Genomic DNA, 5,489 nt, shown 5'->3' on the forward strand with positions numbered 1-5,489 from the left:
AGTTGGAATCAGGATATTTTAGAGCGCATCGCAGACGCAGGCGGCGGGACGCTGTCCTATATTCAGCGGGCAGAACAGGCAGTGGACGAGTTTAGCCGCTTGTTTCGGCGGGTGCAGTCGGTGGGGCTGACCAACGCCCATTTGCTGCTGTCACTGGCGTCGGGCGTGCGGCTGGCAGAGATGAAGCCGATCGCGCAAGTTGCGCCGGACACGATCGAGCTACCCGTGATGCAGGAAGGCGGACAGTATCTCGTACGCCTGGGCGATTTAATGGTTGATGTGCCTAGAGTGGTTCTGACGAATTTGTACCTCGGCAACTTGCCTGCTGGCAGACAGCGCATTGCTCAGCTTCAGGTACGCTATGACGATCCAGCACTGGGTAAAGAAGGATTGCTATCCGAGGCGATTCCCGTCGAAGCGAATTTCATCAGTAACTATCAGCCCAATCTTGACCCGCAGGTGCAGCAGCACATTCTGGCGCTAGCGAAGTACCGTCAGACGCAGATCGCCGAAACCAAGCTGCAACAGGGCGATCGCTCTGGAGCCGCAACCATGCTGCAAACCGCTGCGAAAACTGCCCTGCAGATGGGCGACCAAGGAGCCGCTACGGTGTTACAAAACAGCGCCACGCGCCTCCAGTCCGGTGAGGAACTGTCGGAAGCCGATCGTAAGAAAACTCGCATCGTTTCAAAAACCACGCTGCAAGAATAGCGGTTCGCCGTTCGCGAAGTCCACGATCCGCTTCCCTCACTTCTTCTGGGCTTTCCAGGTGCCGCCGTAGACGTAGAAGGGATTGTCCTGACTAACGGCTGCCCAGCAGGTTGGACAGACAAAAATCCACTCGCCGGAATCGTCATGCTGAATGCGATACAGCACGGGAGATGAATTCTGACACAGGCTACAGAGTTTTTGCCGAAGACGAGTCATTTGAGGGTGCGATCGAATCCACACGTCCACGGTAGCGAAGGGACGATCGCTGCGAATCATTCTAAGTATGGGTTAGCACCTAAACCGCGTTCAGTAAGATCCTTCTCAAGACGGCTACAGAACGTTATGTGGCTTTGTCATGATGCGGGTGAATTGAGGGACGGTGTATGGCAAAGACCTATCGAATCCTGTCGCTAAGTGGAGGCGGCGTGCGGGGATTGATTACCGCAATTTGGCTCAACCGTCTGGAACAGAAGCTTGGTGGCTCGATCGCGCCCTACTTCGACCTGATAGCGGGCACGTCTACTGGATCGCTCATCGCTTGTGCGGTGGCAATGGGCATGAAGAGTGATTTAATTGTGGACCTGTACCGCACGCAGAGCGCCACGATTTTTCCGGCGCCAGTTCCGCGTTTCTTCAATCGAGCGCTGCGGGTATTTAGTCAGGGATTTGACGCGCCGCGATACGATGGGCGAGGCTTAGAAAGCGTGCTGCGGAGTGCATTTGGTGACGCGGCATTTGGAACATTGCAGGTCCGCACGCTGGTAACGAGTTACGATTTGCAGAATCGAGAGGCGCTTGTGTTCAAGACGAACAAGCCAGAGCATCAATCGATACCCGTTTGGGAAATTTGCAAAGCGTCGTCGGCTGCGCCCGTGTATTTTCCGGCACATCTGCTGCGGCTAAACGATCGCACACTGCCTGTAACTGACGGCGGCGTGGTAGCGAATAACCCGACCGCGTGCGCGATCGCGGAAGGCGTCCGCCTCAGCAATGAAGGTTCACTAGAAGAGCGGATAGACCTGAATCAGTTTGTAGTTGCGTCGTTTGGTACAGGCGAGACGACTGCGCCAATCACAATCGAGCAGTCGCAAAATTGGGGTGCGCTGGGATGGGTAATGCCGCTGATTGATGTGTTGTTTGATGGCTCTGCGGATGCGGTAGACTACATCGCTCGACAAGTGCTGGCAGACGCGAAGTATTTCCGCTTTCAAACGCCTGTCGGTCGCGAAAATGGCGCGATCGATGATGCCAGTCCCGAAAATTTGAGCGGCTTAACCCGCATTGCTGAGACTTATTTGGCTTCAACCGGAGATGCCCTACTCGATCAATTAGTCAGCACCATCCGCAGCGAATAAGATATTATCCCTTCGTTCTTTACTGAGCCTTTGTCTAGCAGCCATTGTTTTAGCTGTGCTACAAGCAACAAGCTAAGCAGGTGTGCAGATCTAAAGGGCAGCGATCGCTAAGGCACCTCTCGCTTAAGGATCGCCACAAAATCCCACAGCTCGCCGTTGTCTCGTGTACCTGGCAAGATTGTGACAAGTTCCCAGCCTCTAGCTCCGAACTCGTTCAGGGTGGTTTCAAGTTCTACGTCATTGATCCGACCTGCTTGCAGGGAACCTTGAGCATAGAATTTGATGGTTCTATATTCCCACTGATACATAACGCCCTATTCTAAAATTCAATTTCCCTTAGCGTTCACAAACTAAAAGGATCAGGACGTAGCAGTTGCCTGCAATTCCTGATCCTCTCAACTTATAAACCAAGGTAAACAAATCGCCAACGCTCAATCGCGCTAGTACGCATCCTGTAGCTCGTAGAAGTCTGGCGAAATGTAGTCTTTGCGGAGTGGATAGCCCACCCAATCTTCTGGCATCAAGAGCCGTTTCAGGTTTGGATGTCCTTCGTAGATAATGCCGTACATGTCAAAGGATTCGCGCTCCTGCCAGTCTGCCGTTTTCCAAATCCAGTACACCGAAGGTACTCGAGGATTATCACGCGGCAAAAAGACCTTGAGACGAACCTCTTCAGGACGATCGACGTCGTCACTCACTTTAATTAAATGGTAGAAGCTGACCAACTCCTGTCCAGGACCAGCATCGTAAGCGCCCTGACACTGCAAGTAGTTAAATCCGTAAGCGTAGAGCGCTGTGGCAAACGGAATCAGCAGATCTGGCTCTACCTTGATCAGCTCAACGCTAGACGCATCCAATCCCAAAAACTCGTGCTCAAAGCCATTTTGGGTCAGCCACTTCGATACGGTTCCGGCTTCCACGACAGCACCGCTATCGGCAGGGGCAATGCTAGTTGATTCTGCTGCTTGAGACTCTTCAGCCACGACGTTCCTCCTGTTCAACTGCTGTAAGAGCCGGAGCAACCGGAAGGCCCATTGCCTCCATCAGTTCTTGCGGCGGCGCTTCCCGCGTTTCCGACTGCAAATATTGACCCGTTAGAATCGGCTCTACCGCTCTCATTCTGTGAGTGGTGCTGTAGTAGCGGTGCACTTGTCTAAGTTCGCCTCGCTCCTGCATCGATTCGTTCGCAATTTTCTTTCTTAATTTAATAATTGCATCAATGATGGCTTCTGGACGCGGTGGGCATCCTGGCAAATAGACATCCACCGGAATCAGCTTATCGACACCGCGAACTGCCGTTGGCGAATCGGTGCTGAACATGCCACCTGTGATGGTGCAAGCACCCATCGCGATCACGTACTTCGGCTCTGGCATCTGCTCATAGAGACGAACGAGCGCTGGAGCCATTTTCATCGTGATGGTTCCAGCCGTGATAATCAAATCTGCCTGACGCGGGCTGGCACGCGGCACCAAGCCAAAGCGATCGAAATCAAAGCGAGAGCCAATCAGCGCCGCAAACTCAATAAAGCAGCAGGCGGTGCCGTACAGCATGGGCCACAAGCTCGACAGCTTTGCCCAGTTGTACAGGTCATCTACGGTTGTCAAAACGATGTTTTCCGACAGATCCTGAGTGACTTGGGGGCGTTCGATCGAGTTCATCACCCTCTCAGGCTGCCCGCCATCTTGGCCTTTCATTGGGTTCAAGACCATTCCAAAGCTCCTTTACGCCAAGCATACACAAGACCAATCACTAGAATGGCAATAAAAATGAGCGCTTCAATAAACGCCAGCAGCCCTAGTTGATTAAACGCCACTGCCCAAGGATACAGAAACACCGTCTCCACATCAAAGATGACAAAGACCAAGGCGAACATGTAGTAGCGGATGTTGAACTGAATCCACGCGCCGCCGATCGGCTCCATCCCAGATTCATAAGTAGTGCGACGCTCCGGACCTCGACGACTGGGGCGAACCACCTTGGAGGCAGTCAACGCCAAAATAGGCACTAAACTCGAAATCAGCAAAAAACCCAATAGATATTCGTAGCCGCTGAGGACAAACACTGCAATTACCCCTCAGGTTCAAGTGAACCGCAACATCAGCCGTGGCTGTGTTACTTCTTCTTCATATTATATGGGGGTCCCTTCCCCAAATGTATAGAAAAGCTTCATCTGTTGCATAGGTTGGCTGCAGGGCTAAGCGCTTTGCCCTACTTTTCTGTAGCTAAACTCTGCTGATGCCAACAGGATTCTGCGGGCGGTCTCAGTCGTGTCATAATCTTTAACAGGTTTTTAAGAATTTCTATTCCTACGTTTTCCCGGACTCAACCTTATGAGTACTGAAGCGACTGACTCCAACGTTGATTCCACTCGTGTAGATTCCACCAGCGTGGATGCTACACCCGTTGATTCTAGAACCCTAGATCGTCATGAGTGCCAGGTTTGCGGCTACGTTTACGAGCCTGTAAAGGGCGACGATCGTAGTCAGATTGAGGCAGGTACCCCCTTTGAGGCACTGCCAACTGAGTGGCGCTGTCCGGTTTGCGGCGCAGCCCCCTCTCGCTTCCAAAACATTGGCTCACTGGGCGCAGCATCCGGCTTTAAAGAGAATTTGGGCTACGGTTTGGGGGTCAATACTCTGACGCCTGGACAAAAAAATATTTTGATTTTTGGAGCGCTAGCGCTCGGCTTTCTGTTCTTCATGAGCATGTATGGGCTTCAGTAGACCGACTTTAGATTTCGATAGTGTCGAGATGAATGTGATGCACTTAGCCACGAAGTTCTTTACCCGCGTTGTTGTGCTGCTGGCGATCGTTCTGGTGTCTGCTGGCTGCACCAAAGCTTACCTACCCGATCTCAGTTTTGCCAATCCTTGGCGTGTAGTCCCTACACCAACATCCGCCAATCTGTCTGATGTTAGTTTTGCCGATGAGCGCCACGGCTGGGTCGTGGGGTCCGGTTCGACGCTGCTTGAAACAACCGATGGTGGTGAAACCTGGCAAGCCCGCACCCTGGAGTTGGATCAAACCTATCGCTTGACCTCCGTAGACTTTAAGGGCGACGAAGGCTGGATTGCAGGGCAGCCTTCGATTCTGCTGCACACCACCGATGCAGGTCGATCGTGGTCCAGAGTTCCCTTGAGCGAGAAGCTGCCGGGTGCACCCAATACCGTGGTTGCATTGAGTACGAATTCGGCAGAAATGACAACGGATATTGGCGCGATCTATCGCACCTCAGATGGTGGGCGCACCTGGAGGGCACTGGTGGCAGAGGCGGTTGGCGTGATTCGCAACATCTCACGATCGCCTGAAGGCAAATACATTGCAGTGTCGTCTCGCGGTAACTTCTATTCGACGTGGAGACCAGGTCAGGCGGCGTGGGAGCCGCATAACCGCAATAGCTCTCGTCGGCTGCAGAGTATGGG

9 protein-coding genes are annotated in these 5,489 nt (G+C 52.9%); 4 read left to right on the forward strand and 5 right to left on the reverse strand.

Annotation, left to right across the window (positions count from 1 at the left end):
• On the forward strand, nucleotides 1–711 hold a 711-nt coding region (locus H6F43_RS14765; protein WP_190343496.1), incomplete at its 5' end, for a VWA domain-containing protein.
• A 36-nt stretch (nucleotides 712–747) separates the two neighbouring features.
• Here H6F43_RS14765 and H6F43_RS14770 read toward each other — a convergent pair.
• On the reverse strand, nucleotides 748–987 hold the full coding sequence (locus H6F43_RS14770; RefSeq protein WP_242025633.1) for a hypothetical protein: 240 nt from the start codon (nucleotides 985–987) through the stop codon (nucleotides 748–750).
• 107 nt (nucleotides 988–1,094) lie between these two features.
• On the opposite strand from H6F43_RS14770, the gene H6F43_RS14775 reads away from it, so the two are divergent.
• Nucleotides 1,095–2,066, forward strand: a complete 972-nt coding sequence (locus H6F43_RS14775; RefSeq protein WP_190343497.1) for a patatin-like phospholipase family protein — start codon at nucleotides 1,095–1,097, stop codon at nucleotides 2,064–2,066.
• A gap of 107 nt (nucleotides 2,067–2,173) precedes the next feature.
• Here the strand turns inward: H6F43_RS14775 and H6F43_RS14780 are convergent, their stop codons facing one another.
• The 4 genes from H6F43_RS14780 to ndhC all read right to left on the reverse strand — a co-directional run bounded on the left by H6F43_RS14780 (nucleotide 2,174) and on the right by ndhC (nucleotide 4,129).
• Nucleotides 2,174–2,374 carry a DUF4177 domain-containing protein gene (locus H6F43_RS14780; protein ID WP_190343498.1) on the reverse strand — a complete coding sequence of 67 codons (201 nt, stop codon included), beginning with the start codon at nucleotides 2,372–2,374 and terminating at the stop codon, nucleotides 2,174–2,176.
• A gap of 132 nt (nucleotides 2,375–2,506) precedes the next feature.
• Nucleotides 2,507–3,013, reverse strand: a complete 507-nt coding sequence (locus H6F43_RS14785) for an NAD(P)H-quinone oxidoreductase subunit J (RefSeq protein WP_190343503.1) — start codon at nucleotides 3,011–3,013, stop codon at nucleotides 2,507–2,509.
• Nucleotides 3,014–3,041: 28 nt separating this feature from the next.
• On the reverse strand, nucleotides 3,042–3,761 hold the full coding sequence (gene ndhK, locus H6F43_RS14790) for a photosynthetic/respiratory NAD(P)H-quinone oxidoreductase subunit K (protein WP_242025635.1): 720 nt from the start codon (nucleotides 3,759–3,761) through the stop codon (nucleotides 3,042–3,044).
• Between the two features lie 5 nt (nucleotides 3,762–3,766).
• Nucleotides 3,767–4,129 (reverse strand): photosynthetic/respiratory NAD(P)H-quinone oxidoreductase subunit C, encoded by a 363-nt coding sequence (gene ndhC, locus H6F43_RS14795; protein WP_190343500.1) that lies wholly within the window; start codon nucleotides 4,127–4,129, stop codon nucleotides 3,767–3,769.
• A gap of 268 nt (nucleotides 4,130–4,397) precedes the next feature.
• Between ndhC and H6F43_RS14800 the strand changes: the two genes are divergently transcribed.
• Entirely contained in the window at nucleotides 4,398–4,790 is a 393-nt protein-coding gene (locus H6F43_RS14800; protein ID WP_190343501.1) for a rubredoxin, read from the forward strand.
• A 37-nt stretch (nucleotides 4,791–4,827) separates the two neighbouring features.
• Nucleotides 4,828–5,489: YCF48-related protein (locus H6F43_RS14805; RefSeq protein WP_206754573.1), on the forward strand; the 662-nt coding region annotated here is incomplete at its 3' end.

It is taken from the genome of Leptolyngbya sp. FACHB-36, assembly GCF_014695955.1.
Lineage (GTDB): Bacteria > Cyanobacteriota > Cyanobacteriia > Leptolyngbyales > Leptolyngbyaceae > FACHB-36.